The 23061-nt window shown below is 73.5% G+C and carries 21 protein-coding genes and 1 pseudogene; 10 read left to right on the top strand and 12 right to left on the bottom strand.

Going from position 1 to position 23061, the window contains the following annotated elements; genetic code table 11:
- Both ABTY15_RS29235 and ABTY15_RS29230 read right to left on the bottom strand, forming a co-directional pair.
- Positions 1-564 carry a YbaK/EbsC family protein gene (locus tag ABTY15_RS29235; protein ID WP_350601936.1) on the bottom strand — a complete coding sequence of 188 codons (564 nt, stop codon included), beginning with the start codon at positions 562-564 and terminating at the stop codon, positions 1-3.
- Between the two features lie 33 nt (positions 565-597).
- Positions 598-1587, bottom strand: a complete 990-nt coding sequence (locus ABTY15_RS29230) for a GlxA family transcriptional regulator (RefSeq protein ID WP_350601935.1) — start codon at positions 1585-1587, stop codon at positions 598-600.
- 144 nt (positions 1588-1731) lie between these two features.
- On the opposite strand from ABTY15_RS29230, the gene ABTY15_RS29225 reads away from it, so the two are divergent.
- Positions 1732-2322: an isochorismatase family protein gene (locus tag ABTY15_RS29225; protein WP_350601934.1), complete on the top strand. Its 591-nt coding sequence runs from the start codon at positions 1732-1734 to the stop codon at positions 2320-2322.
- A 157-nt stretch (positions 2323-2479) separates the two neighbouring features.
- Here the strand turns inward: ABTY15_RS29225 and ABTY15_RS29220 are convergent, their stop codons facing one another.
- Complete coding sequence (locus tag ABTY15_RS29220; protein ID WP_350601932.1) at positions 2480-3325, bottom strand: oxidoreductase; 846 nt, start codon at positions 3323-3325, stop codon at positions 2480-2482.
- Between the two features lie 100 nt (positions 3326-3425).
- Here ABTY15_RS29220 and ABTY15_RS29215 point away from each other — a divergent pair, with 100 nt between their 5' ends.
- On the top strand, positions 3426-4340 hold the full coding sequence (locus ABTY15_RS29215; protein WP_350601930.1) for a LysR family transcriptional regulator: 915 nt from the start codon (positions 3426-3428) through the stop codon (positions 4338-4340).
- A 77-nt stretch (positions 4341-4417) separates the two neighbouring features.
- Here the strand turns inward: ABTY15_RS29215 and ABTY15_RS29210 are convergent, their stop codons facing one another.
- On the bottom strand, positions 4418-6352 hold the full coding sequence (locus ABTY15_RS29210) for a glycoside hydrolase family 5 protein (RefSeq protein WP_350601929.1): 1935 nt from the start codon (positions 6350-6352) through the stop codon (positions 4418-4420).
- 412 nt (positions 6353-6764) lie between these two features.
- Between ABTY15_RS29210 and ABTY15_RS29205 the strand changes: the two genes are divergently transcribed.
- Positions 6765-7775 carry an NUDIX domain-containing protein gene (locus ABTY15_RS29205; protein WP_350601928.1) on the top strand — a complete coding sequence of 337 codons (1011 nt, stop codon included), beginning with the start codon at positions 6765-6767 and terminating at the stop codon, positions 7773-7775.
- Between the two features lie 225 nt (positions 7776-8000).
- Positions 8001-9749 carry a serine/threonine-protein kinase gene (locus ABTY15_RS29200; protein ID WP_350601927.1) on the top strand — a complete coding sequence of 583 codons (1749 nt, stop codon included), beginning with the start codon at positions 8001-8003 and terminating at the stop codon, positions 9747-9749.
- 4 nt (positions 9750-9753) lie between these two features.
- On the opposite strand, the gene ABTY15_RS29195 is transcribed toward ABTY15_RS29200, so the two are convergent.
- The gene (locus ABTY15_RS29195) at positions 9754-10167 is read right to left on the bottom strand and encodes a flavin reductase family protein (protein ID WP_502893621.1); all 414 of its coding nucleotides are present in this window, start codon (positions 10165-10167) and stop codon (positions 9754-9756) included.
- A gap of 21 nt (positions 10168-10188) precedes the next feature.
- On the opposite strand from ABTY15_RS29195, the pseudogene ABTY15_RS29190 reads away from it, so the two are divergent.
- Positions 10189-11058: pseudogene (locus tag ABTY15_RS29190) on the top strand (condensation domain-containing protein); the annotation flags it as partial.
- Positions 11059-11564: 506 nt separating this feature from the next.
- On the opposite strand, the gene ABTY15_RS29185 reads toward ABTY15_RS29190, so the two are convergent.
- The 3 genes from ABTY15_RS29185 to ABTY15_RS29175 form a co-directional block, all read right to left on the bottom strand.
- Positions 11565-12650: an ABC transporter substrate-binding protein gene (locus ABTY15_RS29185; RefSeq protein WP_350601926.1), complete on the bottom strand. Its 1086-nt coding sequence runs from the start codon at positions 12648-12650 to the stop codon at positions 11565-11567.
- A 34-nt stretch (positions 12651-12684) separates the two neighbouring features.
- Positions 12685-13488: an alpha/beta fold hydrolase gene (locus tag ABTY15_RS29180; RefSeq protein ID WP_350601925.1), complete on the bottom strand. Its 804-nt coding sequence runs from the start codon at positions 13486-13488 to the stop codon at positions 12685-12687.
- Positions 13489-13614: 126 nt separating this feature from the next.
- Positions 13615-13968, bottom strand: a complete 354-nt coding sequence (locus ABTY15_RS29175) for a DUF6401 family natural product biosynthesis protein (protein WP_350601924.1) — start codon at positions 13966-13968, stop codon at positions 13615-13617.
- Between the two features lie 142 nt (positions 13969-14110).
- Between ABTY15_RS29175 and ABTY15_RS29170 the strand changes: the two genes are divergently transcribed.
- The gene (locus ABTY15_RS29170) at positions 14111-15037 is read left to right on the top strand and encodes an LLM class F420-dependent oxidoreductase (RefSeq protein ID WP_350601923.1); all 927 of its coding nucleotides are present in this window, start codon (positions 14111-14113) and stop codon (positions 15035-15037) included.
- Positions 15038-15074: 37 nt separating this feature from the next.
- Here the strand turns inward: ABTY15_RS29170 and ABTY15_RS29165 are convergent, their stop codons facing one another.
- The gene (locus tag ABTY15_RS29165) at positions 15075-16919 is read right to left on the bottom strand and encodes a hypothetical protein (RefSeq protein ID WP_350601922.1); all 1845 of its coding nucleotides are present in this window, start codon (positions 16917-16919) and stop codon (positions 15075-15077) included.
- Positions 16920-17193: 274 nt separating this feature from the next.
- Between ABTY15_RS29165 and ABTY15_RS29160 the strand changes: the two genes are divergently transcribed.
- Positions 17194-17874, top strand: coding sequence for a P-loop nucleotide/nucleoside kinase family protein (locus tag ABTY15_RS29160; protein WP_350601920.1), 681 nt, complete (start codon positions 17194-17196; stop codon positions 17872-17874).
- Between the two features lie 77 nt (positions 17875-17951).
- Positions 17952-18935 carry a zinc metalloprotease gene (locus tag ABTY15_RS29155; RefSeq protein WP_350601919.1) on the top strand — a complete coding sequence of 328 codons (984 nt, stop codon included), beginning with the start codon at positions 17952-17954 and terminating at the stop codon, positions 18933-18935.
- Positions 18936-18945: 10 nt separating this feature from the next.
- On the opposite strand, the gene ABTY15_RS29150 is transcribed toward ABTY15_RS29155, so the two are convergent.
- Positions 18946-19251 carry a hypothetical protein gene (locus ABTY15_RS29150; RefSeq protein ID WP_350601918.1) on the bottom strand — a complete coding sequence of 102 codons (306 nt, stop codon included), beginning with the start codon at positions 19249-19251 and terminating at the stop codon, positions 18946-18948.
- A 251-nt stretch (positions 19252-19502) separates the two neighbouring features.
- Between ABTY15_RS29150 and ABTY15_RS29145 the strand changes: the two genes are divergently transcribed.
- Both ABTY15_RS29145 and ABTY15_RS29140 read left to right on the top strand, forming a co-directional pair.
- Positions 19503-19970 carry a universal stress protein gene (locus ABTY15_RS29145; protein ID WP_350601917.1) on the top strand — a complete coding sequence of 156 codons (468 nt, stop codon included), beginning with the start codon at positions 19503-19505 and terminating at the stop codon, positions 19968-19970.
- Positions 19971-20024: 54 nt separating this feature from the next.
- A complete protein-coding gene (locus ABTY15_RS29140) occupies positions 20025-20915 on the top strand; it encodes a DNA-formamidopyrimidine glycosylase family protein (protein WP_350601916.1) in 891 nt (296 codons plus the stop codon).
- Here the strand turns inward: ABTY15_RS29140 and ABTY15_RS29135 are convergent.
- A complete protein-coding gene (locus ABTY15_RS29135) occupies positions 20863-21498 on the bottom strand; it encodes a nucleoside/nucleotide kinase family protein (RefSeq protein WP_350601913.1) in 636 nt (211 codons plus the stop codon). The two genes, ABTY15_RS29140 and ABTY15_RS29135, sit on opposite strands and share 53 nt — an antisense overlap.
- A gap of 94 nt (positions 21499-21592) precedes the next feature.
- Positions 21593-22900 (bottom strand): outer membrane protein assembly factor BamB family protein, encoded by a 1308-nt coding sequence (locus ABTY15_RS29130; protein WP_350601912.1) that lies wholly within the window; start codon positions 22898-22900, stop codon positions 21593-21595.
- Between the last annotated feature and the right edge of the window lie 161 nt (positions 22901-23061).

Below are 23061 nucleotides of genomic sequence, written 5' to 3'. Positions count from 1 at the left end.
TCAGCCGGCCAGACCGGGGAGGACCGTGGCGCCTGGCAGGCGGGCGAGGGCCCAGCCGGGGAGGATGAGCTTGCCGCGGCGGCGGCCGCTGCCGACCAGCACGTACGGGGCGGCGGTCACGGCCCCGTCGATCAGCAACGGCCAGGCGGCGGGCAGCCCGACCGGGGTGATACCCCCGTACTCCATGCCGGTCTGCTCGACGGCGGTGTCCATCGCGGCGAACGAGGCCTTGCGGGCGCCCAGGTGGGTGCGCACGGCCTTGTTGACGTCCACCCGGGTGGTGGCGAGGGCGAGGCAGGCGGCCAGCGTGGTCTCGCCGCCGCGCTTGGCGGCGACCACCACGCAGTTCGCGGAGAGCTCCGGCGGTACGGCGTAGGCCTCGCAGAACACCGCCGTGTCCGCCTTGTCGGGGTCGGTGTCCACGTAGAGCACGGCCTCGGCGGCGTCCCGGGCGTCCCAGTTCTTCAGCGCGTCGGCGACCGGGTCGGCGAGCTCGTCGCCGACCTCCAGCGCCGGGCGGACGTCGGTGAAGTTCCCGAACGGGGGCTGCACGTACTCGCTCATGGCGGGCACTGTAGCGCAGCGCGCCGCCCGGGCTCAGACGGTGGCGCGGAAGCGGAGGCGGTACTCCGTGGGGGTGGTGTCGAGCCGCCGGCGGAAGGCCCGGACGAGGGTGTCGACGGTGCCGAACCCGCAGCCGGTGGCGATGCGTTCGAGCGTCTCGTCGGTGGATTCGAGCCGGTGGCGGGCCAGTTCGACGCGCGCGGACTCGATGTAGACGCTCGGGGTGGTGCCGAGTTCGGTCTTGAAGATCCGGGTGAGCTGGCGTTCGCTGAGGTGGGCGTGGGCGGCGAGCTCGGGGACGGTGAGGCGCCCGGTGAGGTGGCGGCGGATGTAGTGGCGCAGCTCCTCGACCCGCCGGGTGGTGGAGACGGGTTCCAGCGGAACGCTGAACTGGCTCTGCCCGCCCGGGCGTTTGAGGTACATCACGAGCTGCCGGGCGACCCGCAGGGCGAGTTCCTCGCCGAAGTCGTCGGCGACCAGGGCGAGTGAGAGGTCGAGGCAGGCGCTGATGCCCGCGCCGGTCCACACCTCGCCCGCGCGGATGAAGATCGGGTCGGCGTCGACCTCGACCGCCGGGTAGTCGGCGGCGAGGCGGGGCGCGGTGGACCAGTGGGTGGTGGCCCGGCGGCCGTCGAGCAGTCCGGCGGCGGCGAGCAGGTGCGCGCCGACGCAGACCGAGGCGACCCGCCGGGAGCGCCCGGCGAGGGTGCGCACCCACTCCACGACGGCGGGGTCGGTGAGCGGGTGGACCCGGCGCAGACTGTCCACCTCGACCGCGCCGGGCACCAGGAGGGTGTCGATCGGGCGGGCGGCGGCCTCGTCGAAGGTGAGGTCGGGCAGGATCCGGACCCCGGCGGAGGTGGTGACCGGGTCCAGGGTCGCGGCCGCGAGCAGGACCTGGTAGCCCGTGGCGTCGTCGGTCTCCCGTGCGACGAGGGAGAACACCTCGGGTGGCCCGGTGACGTCGAGCAGGTCGACGCCCTCGAAGAGGACCACGACGATCGGTCGCTGGACGGTGCTCACGGGGTGGCGGCTCCTCGCAGACGGCATGTCGGAATCTGCAGGTTAGCCGACATTGCCGACACCGGAGGGCCGCCCGTAGCGTTCAAGGCGGCGCCGAAACCTCCCGAACACCTTTCGCCACACCGAACCGAAGGCGGTACCCCCATGTCCACGACGACCCTGCGCACGCTCGGCGGGCTCGACGAGACGCCCGCGTCGCTCGCCGACTCGACGCTGATCCTGATCGACTACCAGAACACGTACGTCGGCGGCGTGCTGGAACTGACCGGCTGGCAGGCCGCGCTCGACGCCGGCGCCGAACTGCTGGCGCGGGCCCGGGCGGCCGGGGCGACGGTGATCCACGTGGTCAACGACGGCGGACCGGGCACCCCGTACGACGTCCGGGCGGAGATCGGCCGGATCCACCCGGCGGTGGCGCCGGCCGAGGGCGAGGCGGTGGTGGTCAAGGAGGTGCCGGACGCGTTCGTCGGCACCGAACTCGGCGAGCTGGTCGACGCCGCCGGACACCGGGATGTCGTGCTGGCCGGCTTCATGACCCACATGTGCGTGGCCTTCACGGCCGCCGGGGCCTTCCTGCGCGGCAACCGGCCGACGGTGGTCGCCGAGGCCTGCGCGACCCGGCCGCTGCGCTCGGTGGGCGCCGAGCTGACGGCCGACCAGGTCCACCAGGGCGCGCTGGCCACCATCGCCGACGTGTACGCGGTCGTGGTGGAGTCGGCGAAGTCGCTGGGCTGAGACGAATCGAAGAAGGGGCCGCGCCGACCGGGATGAAGGTCGGCGCGGCCCCGGCTTCACGGGACAGAACAACGAGGCGGAGTCGGGGTCCTCCGACTCGGCGCCGAGGAGCCCGGCTCGCCCGTGAACTCGGAGACGGGGCTTCGACCGCCCGTTGTCACTCGGTGTCGAAATCCGTCCCCCGGGAGACCTTCTCCCACGCGGTGAGCTCGGCCCGTACCGAGTCCAGATGTCCGGTCAGGAAGTCCACGGCGTCGCCGCCGAGGGCCAGTCGCAGTGGGGGCTGCTCGGCGTCCAGGGCCAGCCTGATCGCTGCCGCGGCCTTGGCCGGGTCGCCGGGCTGGCTGCCGTCGCTGCCCTGCACCATCTTCCGGGTCGTGCCGACCTTCTGAGCGTAAGCCGGGTGCTCCTCGGAGAAGTACGCCGCGCCCTTGCCGAACAGGTTGGTGCGGAACGCGCCGGGCTCCACGATCAGCACCTTGATGCCGAACGGCGCCACCTCGTCGGCCAAGCCCTCCGACAGCTGCTCCAGGGCCGCCTTGGTCGCGCTGTAGGCGGAGAACCCGGCGAAGGACAGCTGCCCGCCGAAGCTGCTGATGTTCACGATCGATCCGCTGCCCTGCTGCCTCATCGTGGGAAGCAGCGCCCGGGTCAGCCGCGCCGGGCCGAAGACGTGCAGCTCGAACAGGTCGCGGAGCTCCCGGTCGGTGGTCTCTTCGAACGCCCCTACCTGGGTGCGGCCGGCGTTGTTCACCAGTACATCCACCCTGCCGTAGCGGGCCAGGACGTCGGCTGCCACTGCGTCGATCCGCTCGCCGTCGGTGATGTCCAGGCTGATCGCCTCCACCCGGTCGGGGTGCGCGGCGACCAGGTCGGCCAGCGCTTCGGTCCGCCGGGCCGTGCCGATCACCGTGTCACCGGCGGCGACCGCGGCCTCCGCGATCGCCCGGCCGAAGCCGCTGCTCGCACCGGTGACCAGCCAGACCTTGGCGTTCACGCTCATCCTCTTCTCCCTCGTCAACTGCCGACCTTCCCGTCGACGAGTCTCATCATTCGCCGGGGTCCCAGGCCGTGTCCAAGATCTCCTGTGATAGCCATGGGTTATGGACGTCCATGGACGCGATCTGCGCTACTTCGCCGCGATCGCCGAGGAGTTGAGCTACACCCGGGCCGCTGAGCGGCTGTTCGTCTCCCAGCCCGCACTGAGCAAGCAAATACGGATGCTGGAGAAGCAGCTCGGCGCGGTCCTGTTCGAACGGGACCGGCGGACGGTGCGGTTGACCGTGGTGGGCCAAGCCCTGCTGCCGCACGCTCGCACAGTGCTGTCCGCCTGGGAGGCTGCACAGGCGGCGGTGGAGGAGGCGAAGACCGCCGAGCGGTGTGCCCTGGTCATCGGCATGTCCACCAGCCCGGGCCGCGGCTTGTTGCCGGCGCTGCGGGCCCGGCTGGTCCTGCGGTATCCGGACGCGCGACCCGTCCTGCGCCAGGTCAACTGGGCTGATCCCAGCGCCGGGTTGGCGGACGGGTCCAGCGATGTCGCCTTCGTCTGGCTGCCGCTGCCGGACGGCGGCCGCTACCGGTACGCCGTGGTGGCCCGCGAGCCGCGTCTGGTGGCACTGCCGGCAGGAAGCCCCCTGGCGGCGCGGGCCGCGTCCGACCCGGAGGGGGCGGTGGACTTCGCCGACCTGCTCGACGAGCCCTTCCTCGCGCTCCCCCCGGAGGCCGGCCCGCTGCGGGACTACTGGCTGGCTCTGGACGCCCGCAACGGTCGCGAACCACGGATCGGCGGGGTGATCGCCAGCGCCGAGGAGACCCACGAGGCAGTGGCGAACGGTGAGGGGGTGGCACTCCTGGCCACCGACAACGCCCCACTGGTCGTGCGGGACGCGGTGATCGCCGTACCGGTCCGAGGTATCTCCGCGTCCCAGCTGGCGGTGGCCGCCCGCCGGGACGACGAGCGGCCACTGGTTCTCGCCTACCTGGCCGCAGCGCGAGAGGTAGGAGCCAGGACCTCCTGATCCGGCGCGCTTGAACACGGCGTGGACCTGGATGGCCCACCGCGACGGCCCCCACGCTCCGACTTGATGGGATCAGCTCAGCTCAGCGGGCGGCAGAGCAGGGCGTCGGGGACGCCGTAGTGCAGCCAGCGCCAGGTGAACGCCACGCCCGCGACGTACTCGTTCGCGGCGCACTGGCCCTTGTAGGAGCCGGGCGCCCAGTCGCTGGCCGCGGAGTCCGCGCCGGTGGTGGCCGGTGGGCGGTTGTCACCGTGGTCGAACCAGAGCAGCCGGTTGGCGGCGGGCAGCGGGGTGGCCGCGGGCGCGCAGAGCAGGGCCGCCATGGCGTTGCCGTGCACGCTGTAGCCGACCGCGAACCGCCCGTCCGGGCACTGGAGTTTGTTGTAGCCGGCGGCCCAGTCCCCGCCGGTGACGTAGCGTTCGTCGGTCACCGTGACCCAGTCGCCCGATCCGGCTCTCGGCTCGGCGGCGTCGGTGCACAGGCCCCGGCTGCTGCCCCGGCCGAGGCCGATCAGGCGCTGGCCGTCCGGGCAGTCGCCCTTGCGGTTGCCGCTGCTCCAGTCGGGCAGGGCCAGCATGTGCCGGGAGACGTTCTGGTCGGCGTGGTCGAGGTCGAGCATGCTCCAGCGCGCCGCGACCGGGACGGGGCCGGTGACCGAGGGCGCGGCGAGCAGCCGGTTCCAGTACGGGGCGCGCCAGTCGCCCGGGTCCTCGACGCTCAGCCGCCGGCCCGCCGGGTCGTAGTGCAGCAGCGCCCAACTGTCCTTCGGCACCCCGTTGTTGTGCCAGCCGATCAGCGGCCAGACGGCGAAGTCGGTGTCGTGCGCGGCGAGGATCGCGGTGAAGTGGTCGAACCAGGCGTGTTCCTTGGCGTCGGTCGAGTCACGCCCGCCCGCGCCGAACTCGCTGATCCAGACCGGCGCGGTGAAGTGCTGCCCGGTCCGGGTGACGAACAGCGCCTCCTCGTCCACCACCGCCGCCAGCTGCTCGGGGGTGAGGTCCTGGTAGCGCGGGTCGCTGGTGGCCCCCGGGCCGCTGCCCGCACCGGTGTTGGCCGAACCGGTGTAGGCGTAGAAGTGCGCCGAGTAGACCAGCTTGCCGGAGTCGATCAGGGTGTTCGAGAGGGTGGCGACCGGCTTGAGCATCGGACGGCCGTGGTAGAGGCCGGCCAGCGGGATGCCCTGCCAGTTGATGCCCTCCATGATGATCAGCAGGTCCGGGTCGGCCTGGAGGATCCGGTTGCCCGCCTCCTCGAAGGCGGCGTACTCGTCGTGGCCGTCGCCCATGCCCCAGTTGGGGTCGTCCCAGGTGTCCCGGCGGACCTCGTTGCGCAGGTCGGCGCCGACCACGCGCTTGTTCGCCCGGTACCGGTTCACCATGAACAGCCAGTCCTCCTCCCACTGCGCGGTGGACTGGCTGCTGTTCCAGCGCTCGTTGCCGTCCAGGCCGCAGCAGAACCGGTAGGTGGTGGTGTGGTTGTTGAGGATCACCGCGAAGCCGTCCGCGGTGAGGGCGGCCACCACGGCGTCGTAGACCTGGAGCGGGGTGCTGCCGCGCAGCTGCGGGTTGGCGGCCACGGCGGCGTCCGGGACGGCCGTGCCGTCGTGGACCATCGCGTCGGCGAACGGCAGCCGGATGCTGTTCAGCCCGAGGCTGTGGAAGCCGGCCATGATCTCCGGCAGCGGGGCGCGGTCGAGGCCGAGCGGCAGGTTGTACGAGACCTGCCCGGCCTGGTTGTTCGCCGGATCGGTGGTCGACCCGCTGCCCTGCCAGGTGCCCTGGGCGCCGGACCAGTTGCCCGCCTTCAGCTTGAAGCGCTCGCCGTTCGCGTCGACCACGTACCGGCCGCGGGTGCTCAGCGGCGCCGTCCAGGAGGCGGCGAGCTGGGGGCCGGTCAGCGCGGTGGGAGCCGGGGCGGCGGCCTCCGTCGCCTCTGCTCCGGGGGGTGGTGCGACGAGCAGCGCGGAGAGCGCCGCTGCCACGGACAGCGCGCGCAGCGCCAGTCTTCTCATGGGTCCGTCCGAACTGGTGAGGGTGTGTCAGTACCGGAAGCCCGCTGTACGGCCCCCGAACCGCGTGTACGTACACGGTCACCCGGGATCCTGGCACACCCCCACCCCCGCGGGGGAGCCCCGAAACCGCCCCGCAGATGGCCACTTGGCGTCCCACGGGTGAATCGCCGTGGTGGTGGGTCAGCGGCAGACCTCCGCGCGGGCCGGTGGGGCGGTCGGACCGTCAGAGCTCGGCGCACTGGCCGGTGCGGACTCCGTTGACGGTGTCGGGGCGGCCGTCGCTGCCGGGGGCAGGGTGTTGTCGGTGCCGTGGACGTCGCCCACCGCCACCTCGAACGGGGTTCCCCGTGGAGCGTGGTGATCCCACAATGGGGGGCGGCACGAGGGGCGGCGACGAGGTGGGGGGACCGCGGTGGAGTGGCTGCTGGGGATCGGCGGGGCGCTGCTGCTCGGGGTGGTGACCAATGTGGTGTACGACGTCGCCAAGTACGGCGGGTCGCGGCTGCCGGTGGCGAGGGCCCGCCGGGCGAGCCTGAGCGCCGGGGCGCGGGCGCACGACGTCGCGGACGACGGGCTGTTCCCGCTGATCACCTGGTCCGCCGAGCGCCCGCTGCGGCCCGCGACGCTGCGCACGGAGTTCGCCGGCCGGGTGGTCCGCCCGCACGTGCTCGACCCGGTCGGGTGGGGCGGGGAGGTGGCCCGGCAGCGGGCCGCCGGGGCCGCCGGCAGCACCGCGTACGTCTCGGCGCTGACGGTCGACCACGGGGAGCACGGCGGGGCCCGGGTGTGCGGGGTGCGGATCGCCGAGAGCGACTACGCCGAGTGCATGGCCACCACCCGGCTGGGCCGGGAGGACCCGGAGGCGGCGCGACGGCTGCGGGAGGCGCTGGACCTCGGCCTGACCGGGTTCGTCGCCGTCGCCCCGCCGACCATGGTCAGCGCTTGCGTCGTGGTGCGGGACCGGGCCGGCCGGCTGCTGCTGCTCCGGCGCTCGCTGGCGGTGACGACCTTCCCGGCGCAGTGGACCGTCGGGATCAACGAGACCATGAAGTACCGCGACGAGCCCGGCGCGGCCGAGGACTTCTACGCGCTGGTCCACCGTGGCCTCCAGGAGGAGCTGGGGCTGGCCCCGGAGGACGTCGGCCCGGTGGTGATCGGCTGGCTGGGCTGGAGTGCGCCCGCCTCCTGCTACACGCTGGTCGCCACCGTCCGGGCCCGGCTCGGCGCCGCCGAGATCGACCTGCGCCGGGAGGCCTGCCACAGCGGCTACGAGCACGACATGGCGGCCTGGGTGCCGTTCACCCGCAGGACGGTGTCGGCGCTGGTCGAGGGCGGCCTCTGCCCGGACGGCTCGCGGCGCTGGTCCTACCTGGTGCCGCTGGTCGCCCGGGAGGCCTGGCGGGCCGCCGGGCAGACCGGGTGACGGGGCGTTCGACCGACCGTTCGACCGGCAGGTGTCGCACATTGTCGGCGGGCGTGTACGAAGTGGCGGGGCCGTCGGGCCGGCCTCGCCGGCGGCGCCGGGCGGATGGCGGATGGCGGGTCTGCGGGGGCGGGGCGTTGGGGCGGGGGCATGGTGCGTACGCGGCCGCCGGTGGGGGAGCGGCCGCGGTACGGACCGTCGGTGGCGTCTCCTACGATGGCCGCCATGGACAGAGCGGGGGCGGACGGACGCCTGATCGACGGGCGGTTCGAACTGCTGGAGCAGCTCGGCGGCGGCGGCATGGGCCTGGTCTGGCGGGCCCGGGACACGGCGCTGCACCGCGAGGTGGTGCTCAAGGAGGTCCGCCCGCAGGACCCGGCGATGGCGGCGGCCGATCCGGCCGGGGCCCGCGAGCTGCGCGAGCGGGTGCTGCGCGAGGCCCGGGCGCTCGCCCGCCTCCAGCACCCGAACGTCGTGGTCATCCACCACATCGTCGACACCCCGGAACACCCGCACCCCTGGCTGGTGATGGAGCTGGTGCGCGGCGGCAGCCTGGCCGACCGGCTGGAGCACGGCCCGCTCGGCGTGCCGGAGGCGGCCCGGATCGGCCGGGGCGTGCTCGCCGCGCTGCGGGCCGCGCACGCCGTCGGCATCCAGCACCGGGACGTCAAGCCGGGCAACGTGCTGCTGCGGCCGGACGGCACCCCGGTGCTCGCGGACTTCGGGATCGCCGCGATCCAGGACGCCACCGCCCTCACCGCGACCGGCGCGCTGATCGGCTCGCCGGAGTACATCGCGCCGGAGCGGATCCGCGGCCTGGAGGGCAACCCGTCCTCCGACCTGTGGTCGCTCGGCATGCTGCTGTACGTCGCCGTGGAGGGCAGCCACCCGCTGCGCCGGTCGACCACCCTGGCGACGCTGGCCGCCGTGCTCGACGAGCCGCTGCCGCCGCCCGTCCGGGCCGGGCTGCTCGGGCCGCTGCTGGAGGCGCTGCTCGCCAAGGACCCGGCGGTGCGCCCGGACGCCGAACAGCTGGACCGGGCGCTCGCGGCGGCCGCGGGGGAGGGCTTCGCGCCGTCGTTCGTGCCGCCGTACCCGCAGTCCTTCGCGCCGCCCTACGGCGGCGGCCCGGTTGGCCCGGTCGGCCCGGCTGGTCCGGTCGCGACCGCCTACCTGGGTCCCGTCTCCGGGGCGCAGGCCCACCCCGCCCCGGTGGACCGGGTGCCGACCGGCTTCCAGGCCCCGCCCGCCGGGCAGGCGACAACCTCCGGTCGGGGCAAGGTCGTCGGCATCACCGGCGCGGTGGCCTCGGTGGCGGTCGCGGCCGCCGTCGGCGCGTACCTGGTCTGGGGTGACTCCGGTGGCGACGCGAAGGCGGACGGGCGCAAGCCGTCGGCGACGAGTACGACGACCGCCACCACGAGCCTCGCCGACAGCCCGGCCGCGCAGCCCACCGCACCGGCCACCGGGCCCGCCGGCACGCCGGTCGCCGGACCGGTCGCCGCCGCTCCGTCGGCCACCGCGGCCGCGAAGACGAACCTGCTGACGCCGGACGGCGTGCGCCGCACCATCGAGACGATCAAGCCGTACGCCTCCGACGGCAAGGTCTACGAGCTCACCGTCTACCCCGAGTACGCCTCCGCCCGGATTCCGACCGCCGCCGGCTCCAAGCTCTACGACACGCTCGACATCCGTGACGGGAAGGTGACCCGCTCGCCGGGCGGGCAGATCATCGGCGACGACAAGCTCGTCGACCTGACGGCCTACTCCTGGGACGTGCTGCCGACGGTGATCAAGAAGGCCGAGGACACCCTCAACGTCCCCCATCCGACCAGCCGTTACCTGCTGATCGAGCCGGACATGTTCGACCACACCCCGGCCATCAAGGTCTACCTCTCCGACGACTACGGCTCCGGCTACCTGGAGACCGACCCGAAGGGCAGCCCCAAGCGCAGCTACCCGCGCGAGTCCTGACGCGCTACGACCGCAGCTGCCGGAACTCGCTGCGGTAGTAGAGCAGCGGGTCACCGCCGTCGTGCGCCACGGCGGTGACCCGGCCGACCACGATGGTGTGGTCCCCGCCGGGCAGCACCTCGTGGACCCGGCAGTCGACCCGGGCGAGCGCGCCGGCCAGGTGCGGGGTGCCGGTGACGGGGGAGGGGCGCCAGTCCACACCGGCGAAGCGGTCCTGCCGCGGGCTGCCGAACCGGCGGCCGAGCGCCTCCTGCCCGGCGCCCAGGATGTTGCTGCTGAACGCGCCGCTCCGGAGGATCCGGGGCAGGCTGCGGGAGGTGTTCGCGACCGCGAAGCTGACCAGCGGGGGTGCGAGCGACAGCGCGGCGAAGGACTGGGAGGTGAAGCCGACCGGCTCGGTGCCGTCCCGGGTCGTGATGACGGTGACGCCGGTGCAGAAGTGACCCAGGGTCCGCCGGAAGTCCCACTCGTCGAGGGCGTCCGGGGCACCGAGGGCGTCCGTGCCACCGAGGTCGTCGGCGCCGAGCCGAGCCTCCCGCAGGGGACCACGGCTGTCGGGGGTGGTCCGAGCATCTGCCTGGTTCGCCGTTCTGGGAGCGTGAGTCGGTTGGCACCTTCCGAGGTTCGCAACGACGTCCGTGACGTCCGTCTGCCGGTCACCGCCGCGCAGTTGGGCGTCTGGGTGGCGCAGCGCATCGAGCCCGAGAGCCCGCTCTACCAGTGCGGCGTGTACTTCGAGGCGGCCGGTCTGGACGAGGTCCTGCTGCGCCGGGCGGTGGCCCGGGCGGTCGCGGAGACCGAGGCGCTGCGGGCGGTGTTCGGCGACGACGGCGAGGTGTTCCAGCTCATCCGGAACACGGCCGAGGCCGAGACCGGGCCCGAGGCCGAGGCCGGGCCCGAGGCCGGGAGCGGGGCCGGGCTGACGGTGCTGGACCTGCGCGCCGAGGCCGATCCGGCGGCGGCGGCCCGGGCCTGGATGGACCGTGACCTCGCCACCGTGCCCCGCCTGGGCGAGTGCCCGCTGTTCCACCACGTGCTGCTGCTGGTCGAGGACGGCCGGCAGTTCCTCTACTTCCGCTACCACCACATCCTGCTGGACGGCTTCGGCCAGACCCGCTACCTGAACCGGCTGGCCGCGCTCTACTCCGCCCTGGCGGCCGGCACCCCGGAGCCGCCGCGCGGCCGGGCCGGGCTGGCCCACCTGCTGGACGAGGAGCGGGCGTACCGGGAGTCCCCGCGCCGGGAGAGCGACCGGCGCACGCTGCTGGACCGGCTCGACGAGGCGGAGGAGCGCCGCTCGCTGGCCGACGGCGCGGCCGACCCGGCGCCGCGCGCGCTGCGCCGCCAGGTGGACCTCGCCCCGGAGCTGACCGCCGCGCTGATGCGCCACCGCCTCACCCTCGGCACCCTGCCCGACGAGGACACCTGCCGCACCCTGCTCGACCAGTGCCACACCCCCGAGGTCCAGGACGAGCTGCGCGCCGCCTTCGCCGCCTTCGCCGCCGAGATGCTGCGCTTCTACCGCGCCACGGCGCGGGCCGGCGAACTCGTCATGCCGGCCGGGGTGACCGCCGAGGAGGTGCTGGCCCGGGTCGAGGGCTTCGTCACCGACCGCCAGGTCCCGATGCTGCGCGAGCTCAGCTACGCCCCGGACGGCGACGCCTTCGCGGTGCTGCTGCCGCTCCAGTGCAGCAGCGAGCGCCACGCCGAACGGCTGCGCGCCTTCCTGCACACCCACGACTCCGGCCGGCACGCCGTCGTCCGCCGGCTGATGCACGCCCTGTCCCCGGCCTGGGGCCGGATCGCCGGGCCACCTCAGCCGGTGTGCAGGATCCGGAAGTCATCGGGTGCCGCAGGGTCCCGATCGACCACCTGCACCGGGGGCCACGCCCACTGCCACACGCTGATGCCCGGCGGGCGGGTGAACCGGATCGGCCCGCGGGTGCCCTCGACCGCCACCCGCGGCCAGGACGCGGCGACGGCCGCCCGGTCCGTGCCGTGGGTCCGGAGCGCCTCGGCGAGGACGGCGACGGTGTCCCAGCCCTCGAAGGCGACGAAGGAGGGCGCCTCGCCCAGCTGCTCGGCGAGCTCCTTGCCGACGCGCTCGCCGAGCGGACCGAGGCGCTCGGGCAGGTACCGCAGGAACGGGATCCCGGCGCCGTCCCCGCCCAGCGCCCCGGTCCAGCCGGCGAACTCCGGCTGTCCGGCCGGAGCGCCGATCAGGATCCTTCCGAGCCGCGGGTCGGCCCGGACCGCCCGGACGATCGGCACCGCCGGGTCCGGATGGCCGACCAGCAGCAGGAGCGCCGTCGCGCCGTGGTCGACGAGCGCGTCGCACAGGGCCTCGGGGGTGAGCGCGGTCGTGTCGAGTTCGAGGACGGTGCCGCCGTGGGGCGCGAGGTGGGCCCGCAGGACGCCGGCCCCGGTGGCCCAGTAGACGCTCGGCTGGGTCGCCACGGCGATCCGCCGCCGACCCGCGCCGAGCAGGAAGTCCGCGTAGATCCGCCAGCCGTGGGACTGCGCCGGGGCCACCCGCGCGGCCCACTCCGTCGGCCCGTCGGTGAGCGCGTCCAGCACCGCGGACGAACAGAGGAACGGCACGCCGAGGGCGTCGGCCCGGGCGGCGGCCGCGCGGGCGACGACGCTGTGGTACTCGCCCACCACGGCCGCCACGCCCAGGCCGGCCAGCTCGTCCACGGCCGCCGCGGCCCGCGCCGGATCGGCCGCCGTGTCCCGGACCACCAGCTCCAGCGGGCGGCCGTCGATCCCGCCGGCCTCGTTGACCTCGCGCACGGCCAGGTCGAGCCCCGCCAGCAGGTGCCGGCCCGCCTCGACCCAGCCCGGCCGCGTCAGCGGCGCGAGCGCGCCCACCCGCACGGACGAGCCGTCCCCCGTGTTCATCAGTTCTCCTCCGGAGATCGGTCTGGACGTCGGTCTAGACGTCGGTCGACAGGGCCGGGGCCCGGTGGGCGGACGGGGCGGTCCGGTGCTGGCGGGGGAGCGGGACGGTGAGCGCCTCGGCGGAGGCCGTCGGCAGCGCGAAGGCCTCGGCGGTCTCGGCGGGCAGGTCGCGCAGGCCCAGCAGCCCGCTGGCCAGCCGGGTCGCCGCCCGGTGCCAGTCGGGGATCCGTTGCAGCATCGCGTGGCCGCTGCCGGTGACGGTGTAGCCGCAGACCCGGGCGCCGGCGGCGCGGCTGCGGGCGGCGAAGGCGTGGGTCTCGGCCGGCGGGGTCACCTTGTCCCGGTCGCCGTGCAGCAGCAGGACGTCCCGCCCGGCCAGCTGCTCGCACGGGTCCTCGGGCGGACACCACGGGGCGAGGGCGACCAGCCCGGTCACGTTCGGGTGCCCGCCGGCCCGCAGCGCGGCGCGGCCGCCCATCGAGTGCCCGATCAGGACGGTCGGCACCCGGCCCAGCTCCTCGGCCAGGTCGTCCAGCGCGGCCAAGGCGTCCCGGGCGGCGTCGGCCCGCGGGCCGTTCCAGCCGCGGTGGCGGTAGCGGACGGTGCCGATCGCCACCTCGGCGCCCGCGGTGTCCCGGGCGAGGGCGCGCAGGAAGCCGTGCATCCGCAGCAGCGGCAGATTCACCGGGCCGGGCCGGGAGAGGTTGTGCTCCTCGCCGCCGTGCAGTACCAGGACGGCGGCGCCGGGCCGTTCCGGCCGGACCCGCCAGCGCAGCGCCCGGTGACCGGCGCCGGCCGCGCCGCCGCCGTCAGTTCTGTGGTCCGTGTCGCCGCTCACCCTGCACCGCCCGCCCGCCCCGCCGTACGTTCCGTGGACCGCCACTGTACGCGGGTACGCGCGATCGGTGCGGCCGGGTTTCCGGGGGGTTCGCGGGCGGGGTTCGCGGTGGGTCTCGTTGTGTGTTCAGGCGGTGAGCAGGCCCTGCTCGCGCACCAGCCAGCAGATCGCGGTCAGCCGGAGCACCGCGTAGTCGTACCCGGCCGGCTCGCGCCAGCCGATCTCGGTCAGCGCGTCCAGGAACTCCAGTGCGTAGCCGGACAGTTGCGCCCGGTCCAGCGGCCGGGGCAGCAGCTCCGGCCCCTGCGCGTACAGGAGTTCGCGCAGCATCGCCACGTGCTGGTCGACCGCCGCGACGAAGCCGGGCTCGAAGGCGAACTCGGCCAGCCGGGGCGTGAAGGCGGCCACGATCCCGGGCAGCGGGCAGCCGGCCGGCTCGTGCGGGGAGCGGCCGGAGGACTCGTCGGGCGTGGCGAACATCCGTCCACGGTAGGCGAACCGCCGACCGGGCACGGCGGGCCGTGACGGTTCCGTGCTGAGACCTTGGCCACCTTCGGGACGTTCCGTGTATGTCCGGTTCCGGGCGGTCGGGCGGCGGGTCGTCCGTACCAGAATGGTCCGCATGGATCTCCGCATCTTCACCGAGCCCCAGCAGGGCGCGAGCTACGACACCCTGCTCCGGGTCGCCCTGGCCGCCGAGGAGCTCGGCGTCTTCAGTGCCTTCTTCCGCTCCGACCACTACGTGAAGATGGGCGAGGTCGACGGCCTGCCCGGGCCGACCGACGCCTGGATCACCCTGGCCGGCCTCGCCCGCGACACCCGCACCATCCGGCTCGGCACCCTGATGAGCGCCGCGACCTTCCGGCTGCCGGGTGTCACCGCGATCCAGGTCGCCCAGGTGGACCAGATGAGCGGCGGGCGGGTCGAGTTCGGCCTCGGCGCCGGCTGGTACGAGCGGGAGCACTCCGCGTACGGCATCCCGTTCCCGAAGGAGCGGATCGCCCGGCTGGAGGAGCAGCTGGAGATCATCACCGGCCTCTGGCAGACCAAGCCCGGCGACACCTTCGACTTCACCGGGCGCTACTACACGCTGACCGACTCGCCCGCGCTGCCCAAGCCCGCCCAGCCGCGCATCCCGGTGTTGGTCGGCGGGCACGGCCCGAAGCGCACGCCCGAGCTGGCGGCCCGCTTCGCGGACGAGTTCAACCTGGCGTTCGCCCCGCTGGACGAGACCGCCGCCCAGTTCGCCCGGGTCCGCGCCGCCGCCGAACGGGCCGGCCGCCCCGCCGATGACCTGGTGTACTCCAGCGCCCTGGTCGCCTGCGTGGGCCGCGACGACCACGAGGTGGCCCGCCGCGCGGCCGCGATCGGTCGGGACGTCGAGGAACTGAAGGCCAACGGCCTGGCCGGCACCCCGGCCGAGGTCGCGGAGAAGATCGCCCGCTACGCGGAGGCCGGCACCCAGCGGATCTACCTCCAGATTCTCGACCTGGACGACCTCGACCACCTGGCCCTCATCGCCACCCAGGTCGCCCCCCAGCTCCCCTGAACCGCCCCTGAGGGTGCAGGGCCCAGGCCCTGCACTCTCAGGCCCTGCGCGCGACACGCGTGATGGCGGCCACGATCGTGATGCCGAAGATCCACCCGAGGACGGTCAGGACGACTGCGACCGTTTGTGGGAAGAGGCCGACCGGGTGCCACTGCGACTGCTGGCCGAACGCGTGGAGCGGAATCATCAGGTCCAACGGGTAGGTGAGGTGTTCGACGCCGGACATTTCCCGAGGCTTGGCCATCGACGATGCCAATACCGGGGGCCAGTGCCAGAACGTGACCACTCCGACCGCCCAGAAGAACAAGAGCCAGAACGCCGCCAGGCCGGGCCGGTAGCCGTAGCCGATGGTGATGTCCTGGAACCAGCTCCAGGTCCGCTTCAGGATCCGGGACGGGAGGCCCCCTCCGTCCCCGCCCATTCCGCGAACGTGGGTGTCATTGACGGCTTCGTGCATCTGCCAGAGGACAGCGCGGCTGAGCGCGTCGTTCCCCACACGAGCAGAGGCCTCTGCGACCTGCTGGTACGGCTGCCCGAACGGTCCCTCGTTCCGGTAGCTGACGTTCAGGTCGGGATTGAGATTCCGGGAGAGGGCTGATCCCTTTTTCAGCCATTCAAGCCGGACTCCCTTGTCGGCGGTCTGGTGAATGAGGCCGTAGGTGCAGCCCTTGAGGATGGTGGGGTAAACGTCCTCCTCGTCCTCCTCGTCGATCAGGTAATCCAGCAGCTTTCCCAGGGTTGCGCCGGTGAGGTCGATCCTTGAACCCTCGCGCGGCGGATCGCCTCCGCGCCCGGGGCCTCCGTAAAGTATCAGCAGTTCGGTGCGGAGCTGGCTGAGATCGACGGCCATCGGAACGGACTTGTCACATTCTCCGGTAGGGAACCTCCTGCCGCGAATATCGCCCGTCTCGATGTGCACCTGACAGTCGACGGTGGTCTGGGAGAGGCTGATGACCCCATCGCATGCGAAGGTCAGGTATTCGGAGTTCCCCCGGCGGAGATCGCGGCTTTCTTCTCCCATGTGGAATTGACGGGGTTTTTTCCAGTAACGCAGTCGCAGTGTCCCTCTTATGTGCGATCTCTCCAGCTCCAGGGCCTTTCCCTGCTTTTCCTTCTCATTGCTGGTGAGTGTGGCGCCATAGAAGTACGCGGAACCGTCGACGGTTAATCCGATTCCCTTGAGGCCGCCGATACAGGTGAAACCGTCGCCGCAGAAGAGACTCCCCCCGATATGGCTGCGGTCCAAGACGATGCCCGTAGGGTGGAGTGCATCCAGCTTGGGGGTGGAGATGCGGGCGCCCGAAAGATCTAGTTCCCCGATGATCTGAGCGCCGAGCATGTAGATCGGCCCGGAACTGATCAGGTGTTTGGCTTCGAACTCCCCGCCGACCTTGATCTGTGTGCCGTAGAAGGCGCGTGGTTTGCTGCGGGCTTCCAGTCGGGCGTATTGAAGGTTCAGGGAGCCGAGGATTTCTGCCTCATAGAGGGACAGGGTTCCCTTGCACGTGAATCGGTCCTCTTGGGGGGATTTGCAGTCGAAGTCGCCTCCGACGTGGATTCCGTTGGCGCGCAGTGCGACAGGGTTGCCGGCGGGGTGGGCGCTCGCCAGGTGGACGTCGTCCCTGATGTGCGCGCCGGATATATCGATGGTTCCCGCTGAGCCTTCCAGGTTGAGGTCGCCTCTGGATACCTCCAGATGTCGAGCCGTCAGCTTGTGGAAGGTGCACCTGCGCAGGGAAAGCTCCGGGATGCTTGCCTCGGTGAGGTCGATGTTGTCCTGGAAGGTGCAGTTCTCGATGACTACGGGCCAGTCGAGCTTCACCCGCGACAGGTCGACGTTTCCAGTGATCTCACGGTCTTTGAACCTCTTTTCCCGGGCCACCTCATTTCCTCGTTCTGGAGGTTCCAGGATCTCTGTGACAAGTTCGTTAGCTAAGGTAGTTTTACGAGGAGGGGACGCCTGTTGAAGTGTCATCAGTCCCACCCTCCCTCAGGTACGGGGAGTGACTCACTTCCATACTGCGGCGGGCCGAGACGGAAGTTCAAGGGAGTCCCCAAGCCCCGCACCGGCCGTCCGTACCCGGCCTGACCACGGGTCTTTACTCTCTCTTGGGATTGCGTAATGCTCCAGGGGAGGAACGGCGGGGGGAGGCCCGGTGACGAGGACGAGAACGGTGGAGGCGGCGGCGCTCCGGGTGCCGCCGCCGCGTGTTGCCGGCTCGCCGGGTATGGGCGTGCGGAGCGGGCTGCACGACCTGCGCTGCGGGCCCGGGCCCGGGCCGGGGTGCGGGGTTGCGCCGGCGGCCCTGTCCTACCCGCTCGGTGATCTGCTGGTCGTCTCCGGCCTGCCCGGCAGTGGCAAGAGCACGCTGATGCGCCGCTGCGTCCGTGCCCCGCTGATCGACTCGCAGCAGGTCCGCGAGGAGTTCGCGGCGCGGCTGCCGACCCGGCTCCCGTACGTGTTCTACCGCCCGCTGGTGCGGCTCGCGCACTACCGGCGGCTGCGCCGGGCGGTGCTCGCCGGCGGGCCGCTCGCCGTCCACGACTGCGGTTCGCTGCCCTGGGTGCGGGCCTGGCTGACCAGGGTGGCGGCCCGGCAGGGCCGGCGGGTGCACCTGCTGCTGCTGGACGTGGACCCGGCCGAGGCGCGGGACGGTCAGCAGGCGCGCGGGCAGTGGGTTTCCCGGTATGCCTTCGCCCGGCACCGGGCCGCCGCCGGGCGGCTGCGGCGGCGGATCGCCGGGACGGGCCGCCCCCCGGTCGGCTGTGCGTCGGCCGTGGTACTCGACCGGGCTGCCGCGCGCGCCCTGCGGGAGATCGTCTTCGCTGCGTCGTAGTCTCGGCGAGTCCGCGCCGAGCCGGGCGGACCGGGGGCGCGGCCGACACTCCGTCAACTCCCCCGACAGGAGCGCAGATGCGCCGTACTGCCCGGGTGCGCTCGCGTGCCCCCCGCCTGTTCCCCTGCGCCGCCGTGCTGGTTGCCGCGGCCGGCCTCAGCCAACTCGCCGCACCCGTCCCGCACTCCGCCGCCGCGGCGGCCGCCCCGAGGGCTGGGACCGCTGCGTGCGAGGGTGCTGACTCCGACGCCGCCGCCCGAAAGCCGGCCGGCAGCCCGATCGGCCGGGACCCGAACGCCGTCACCGCCGCCCAGGCCCGGGCGATGCAGGCGGACCTCGACGACCGGCTCACCCAGCTGGCCTCCGCCCACGTCCTGATCGCCGCCCCGACCACCATCCCGGTGCACGTCCACGTGATCCACTCCGGGGCCACCGGGAAGCTCGACGAGGCCGCCGTCAGGGCCCAGATCGACCACCTCAACGCCACCTACGGCGGCGAGGGCGCCGGCAACACCGCCAGCCAGTTCCGGTTCTCCCTCGACGGCCTGGACTACACGGACAACTCGGCCTGGTACAACGGGATCACCCCCGGCTCCTCCGCCGAGAAGGCGATGAAGAAGGCGCTGCGCAAGGGCGGCGCGGGCGACCTCAACCTGTACACCGCCAAGCTCGGCCAGTCCCTCCTCGGCTGGGCGACCTTCCCCAACGCCTACCGGTCGAACCCGACCGACGACGGCGTCGTCGTCCTCGACGCCTCGCTGCCGGGCGGCTCCGCCACCCACTACAACGAGGGCTCCACCGCCACCCACGAGATCGGCCACTGGCTGGGCCTCTTCCACACCTTCCAGGGCGGCTGCCTGCTCCCCGGCGACTACGTCGACGACACCCCGCCCGAGCGCAGCGCGGCGTACGGCTGCCCCGAGGGCCGCGACACCTGTGCCGCTCCCGGCCTCGACCCGATCCACAACTTCATGGACTACAGCTACGACCCCTGCATGACCCAGTTCACTCCGGGTCAGGTCCAGCGCATGGCCAATTCCTGGGCCGCCTACCGGAGTTGAGTCGGCTGACTCAGCACCACGTGTCGATGTAGAGCAGTGTCCGGCCGTCCTCGGACACGAACTCGTACGCCTGGTGGGACGGCGGCTGCGGCGCGTCGAACCGGTCCCGGACCTCCCGCCAGGCGTCCTCCCGCTCCTGCGGGGCGAGGAGAACCGGCATCAGTTCGTCGGGGAAGTCCTCATGCCACCGGTCCCAGCCGCCCAGCGTCATCTCGTCGGCCCCGGCGGCCAGCCGCTTCGCCAGGCGCGGGTCCACCGGCCCGCGGACCAGCCGCCAGCGGCAGCCGTCGGCGTCCACGAACCCGCCGGCCGCCAACGGGTGCGGGCGGGTCCTCGCCTCATTCCGTGGCGGCAGGGCGGCCAGGACCTCGGCGAAGCCGCCCGGGCGGCGGTGGGGCTTGTTCGGCGTCAGGGCATCCTCGCAGAGTGGGCTGCGCCGTCGCCGCTGGATTTGAATGTGAAACAGCGCCCCGGCGCGGCATTTACCGGCTGTATGCCCGATTTGATCTATGTTCGGGGTGTCGTGAGCGGTCATGAAAGCGGTACTGAGCGGTAAGGAGCAAGGCCATGAGTGCCACCCCCAGGATCGTCGTCGGCGTGGACGGCTCGCCCGCCTCGGAGCGGGCGCTGCGCTGGGCGGTCGACTACGCGCGGGCCGTCGGCGGGACCGTCAGTGCCATCACCGCCTGGGAGTACCCGGCCTTCTACGGCTGGGCCGGGGCGAGCCTGCCGCCCGAAGACGTCCTCAACCCCGAGGAGCTGGCGGGCAAGACCCTCGCCGCGAGCGTCGCCAGGGTGATCGGCGACGACCCCGGCGTTCGGATCAGCGAGACCGTGACGCCCGGCAACGCCACCCAGGCCCTGCTGGAGGCCGCCCGCGGCGCGGCCCTGCTCGTGGTCGGCAGCCGGGGCCTCGGCGGCTTCACCGGCGTGCTGCTCGGCTCGGTCAGCCGCCACCTCACCGAACACGCGCCCTGCCCGGTGGTCGTCATCCGGGCCGGCCAGACGGACGCCCAGGGTCGGACGGACATCTAGGGCCAGACGGACGCCCAGGGCCCACCGGGCCGCCGCGCGGGGCAGGATGGAGTCATGCCAGAAGGTGACACCGTCTACCAGGCGGCGGCCCGGCTGCACGACACCCTCGCCGGGCAGCTGCTGACCAGCGCCGACCTGCGGGTGCCCGCGCACGCCACCGCCGCGCTCACCGGCCGCCACGTGCTGGAGGTCGCCCCGCGCGGCAAGCACCTGCTCACCCGCCTTGAAGGCGGCCTCACCCTGCACACCCACCTGCGGATGGACGGCCGCTGGGAGGTCTACCGCCCCGGCGAGCGCTGGGCCGGCGGCCCCGCCTGGCAGATCCGGGCCGTCCTCGGCACCGACCGGGGCACCGCCGTCGGTTACCGGCTGCCCGTCGTCGAACTGCTGCGCACCCCCGACGAGCAGCGCGCCGTCGGCCACCTCGGGCCCGATCTGCTCGGCTCCGACTGGGACCCGGTCGAGGCCGTCCGCCGCCTCCTCGCCCACCCCGGCCGCCCGCTCGCCGAGGCACTGCTGGACCAGCGCAACCTGGCCGGGATCGGCAACGTCTACGCCACCGAGCTGTGCTTCCTGGCGGGCGTCACCCCGTGGACCGAGGTCGGCCAGCTCCCGCGCCCCGACCGGCTGGTGGAGCGCGCCCGGCAACTCCTCGACGCCAACCGGCTGCGCCCCGGCCACATCACCACCGGCGACACCCGGCGCGGCCACCAGCACTGGGTCTACGGCCGGGCCGGCCGCCCCTGCCCGCGTTGCGGCGCGATCGTGCTGACGGCCCGTCAGGGGGAGCCGCCACAGGACCGGGTGGCGTTCTGGTGCCCGTACTGCCAGCGCGGCCCGGCGCCGAGCGGCTCGGCCGGCGTCGGCACAGGCGTCGGCGTTCCCAGGGAGCTCAGGGGCCGTCGACCAGGGCCGGGTGGCGCGGGTCGTCCATTCGGACGATGACGTCGGCGGCCTCGGTCGGGCCGGTCTCCGCCTCGTAGCGGGCGAAGGCGGGTAGCGTCCACTGCTGGTCGGCGGGGGTGCGGCGGGCCAGGGCGGCCGGGCTGAGCGCCAGGTGCACGGTCAGCTCCAGCGGCAGCCAGCGGCCGAGCAGCAGCGCGCCGTCCAGCAACAGCACGCCTCCGGACGGCAGTTCGGTGTACGGCGCGCGGGTCGACCGGTCCGTCACCGGGTCGCGCAGGGAGGGCAGCACCCGGCCGCTGCCGCCGGGCTCCAACGGGTCCAGTACCTCGCGCAGCAGCGCGCCGTCGTCCAGCCAGAGGTCGTGGAAGGCGTCCGCGTCCTGCTTCCCGTACTCCAGGCGGATCGAGGCCGGGCGCAGGAAGTCCGCCGCCGACACCCGCAGGGCGGGGCGTCCGCGCAGCCGCAGCGGCTCGACCAGCGCGTCGGCCAGCGCGTCGGGCCGGGCCGCCGGGGCGCCGTCGACGGCCACCCGCAGCCGGTGCCCGCCCGGGTCGGGCAGCGCGGCGATCCGGTCGGCGAGCAGTTCGGCCAGCCGGTCGGGGGAGATCGGGCGCACCTGCATCAGGTCGTCCTTCCGGTCAGCGAAGCCATCCTTCTCAAGGGCCGTCCTTCCGGTCAATGGAGCGTCCTTCCGTTCAACGGAGCCGCCCTTCCGTTCAACGGAGCGCCAGCGCGTGCACGATGTCGTCACGGCCGGCGTAGAGGCGGTCGGCGTCCGCGGCGAGGATCCACACGTCCTTGCCCGGGCCGGAGTCGCGGAAGGTCCACAGCAGTCGACCGGTCGCGGTGTCGACCGCGCAGACGCCGCCGGCCGCCGGGCCGGGGACGTACAGCGTGCCGCCGACGACCAGCGGGTGGCTGCGGCGGTCCAGCAGGAACGGCAGCCGGCAGGTCCAGGTCTGCTTGCCGGAGGGCGCGTCGTGCCCGGTGAGCAGGCCGTTGTCGCGCGGAACGTACACCCGCGGGCCGTCGGGGACCGGGGGCATCGCCCGCCACTGCTCGGACGGCCCCGGGGAGACCGTCCAGCGCGGCAGACCGCCCGGGCCCAGGGCGCGGACGCCGCCCCGGCCGTCCGGGAGGTAGGTGTTCTCCGTGCCGGTGGTGCACCAGCGCAGGTCCTCCTCGCCGGGGGCGGTCCACCGTTCGGTGCCGTCGGTGTCGCTGCGGACGACCAGCTCGGAGCGGTTGCCCAGGTTGCGGGCGAGCGGGAGCCGGCCGCCGGCCGCCGTGACGGGGGTGAGCGGCTGCTCCAGGTGGTCGGGGCGCACGGTCCAGGCGATCGAGCGGTCCGAGAGCCGGACCGCGAAGAGCCGGTTGCGCTGCTGCGTGACCTCCTCGACGCTCCGGCCCCACACCGAGCCGTACAGCAGGGTGCCGTCGCAGCCGGCCAGCCGGACGTCGCCCTCCAGCTCCTCGGGCAGCGGCAGGCTCCAGTCGGCGGCGGGGTCGGTGAAGTGGCGGGCGTCCAGGTGGCCCGGGGAGGTGGAGGTGAACAGGTGGTCGGGTCCGAGCACCACCTTCGGCTGGAGGGCGGCGTCGCTGGGCCAGTCGCGGCTGGGCGGGTCGAAGGCGAGCAGCCGGCCCGCCGAGCCGGTCGCCGGGTCCAGCACCTGGAGCCCGGCCGGGGACAGGAACAGCGGTCGGCCCGGCTGGTTGGCCAGGCGCTCCGGGGTCATCGCCTCCGGCGCGCGGTACGTCCACAGCGGCGTCGGCCCGGACAGCGCGGTCGGCTGCGGCTTCGGCTTCGCACCGTCGGCCTGGTCCGTACTCGAACGGCCGAACGCCCACACCGCCCCGCCCGCCGCCAGCAGCCCGGCCCCGGCCAGCACGCCCCGTCGGCTCAACCGCGGTCGGCCGCCGCCCCCGCCGATCACCTCACCGGCCGCCTCGGCCCCGTCGTCGGCCTCCCCGTCCCATTGCCACGCCGCCTCCCGCGCGGCCCCCTCGGACGACGGCGACTGCATCCTGGCTCCCGATCTCCCCGCAGGCAGCCCTCGCGCCACCCCTCGCCGGGAGACTATCGAACTGCCCCCGAACCACCCCAAACGCCCTCTCCGGCCGTGCCGGACGGCCGTACTGGGCTGTGGCGCACAGCACAGGCCCGCCCGGCAGCCCAGGGGAGGTA

The organism is Kitasatospora sp. NPDC097643 (assembly GCF_040302625.1).
In the GTDB taxonomy this organism is placed as follows: domain Bacteria; phylum Actinomycetota; class Actinomycetes; order Streptomycetales; family Streptomycetaceae; genus Kitasatospora.
The sequence above is the reverse complement of the archived record's forward strand: the minus strand, read 5'-3'. Positions and strand labels throughout refer to the sequence as shown.